The sequence below is a fragment of the Streptomyces sp. NK08204 genome (assembly GCF_020400585.1).
Lineage (GTDB): Bacteria > Actinomycetota > Actinomycetes > Streptomycetales > Streptomycetaceae > Streptomyces.
Genome location: NZ_JAINVF010000072.1, coordinates 1 through 1017, shown reverse-complemented (window position 1 = coordinate 1017; position 1017 = coordinate 1). Strand labels below are relative to the sequence as shown.

The window sequence follows — 1017 nt, the reverse complement described above, 5'->3', positions numbered from 1 at the left end:
AAGTTACGGCGTCTCCTGGTGGCTGCCGGTGCGGGGCGGTGTCAGGGAAGGCCGGGCGTTGAGCTCGGCGACTTCGCTCTCGGCCTTTCGGCGGTAGAGCTCCACCATCTGAGCGAGCCGGCCGCGATCCAGCATCCCGGGCCCCGCGGCGCGCTCCATCGCGCGGCCCGCGAGGACGACGCCCGCGGTCGCGTCCAGGCGGGCACGCTCGTACGCGGCGAGCCCTGCCGGCGTGTCGTCGCCCGCCCGCGCCAGCTCGTGGGCGAGAACCCGCGCGTCGAGCACGGCCTGGGAGGCGCCATTGGCCCCGGCGGGATACATGGGGTGGGCGGCGTCGCCGAGCAGCGTCACCCGGCCTCGGCCCCAGGCAGGGAGCGGTTCGCGGTCGACCATGGGGTATTCGAGGACGTGATCGCTGTGCTTCAGCAGCTCGCGGACATCGAGCCAGTCCAGCGACCAGCCGTCGTAGTGGGACAGCGCGTCGTCCAGCCGGCCCGCGCGGTAGTCGTCGGCCGTGTCCACGGTGCCGTCCGCGGGCAGGGGGCCGGGTTCGGCGACGCGTACCAGGCAGACCCAGTTGATCCGGTTCCGGCCGATCGGGTACGCGACGAGCGACGCGGTGCCGTCGCTTGCGACCACCATGGACCGGCCGGTCAGGAAGGGCCGCTCCGACACCGTGATGCCACGCCACATCCGCTGGCCCGACCAGCACAGCGGACCTTCGTTCGGGTGGAGCTGGGAGCGGACCGTCGAGTGCAGCCCGTCCGCACCGATCAGCGCGGTGCCGTCGAGGGTTTCGTCGGCGCCGCTCGCGCGGTCTTGCACGCGGACGCGGACGGCGCCGGGGCGCTCGGTGAAGTCCAGCAGCCGCATGCCGGTGCGCACGGCGTCGGGGCCGAGCCGTTCACGGACCCGCTCGAGGAGCAGCAGCTGCAACTCGCCGCGGTGGACGGAGTACTGCGGCCAGTGGTAGCCCTGGGCCAGCCCGCGCGGCTCGGTGAAGAGCTGGTTGCCCGC

1 protein-coding gene is annotated in these 1017 nt (G+C 73.5%); it reads right to left on the bottom strand.

The genetic code is table 11. The features are described 5' to 3' along the window. Window positions 1-3: 3 nt before the first annotated feature. Window positions 4-1017 (bottom strand): FAD-dependent monooxygenase (locus K7G59_RS34340; RefSeq protein ID WP_225840659.1); only part of this gene is annotated, 1014 nt, incomplete at its 5' end.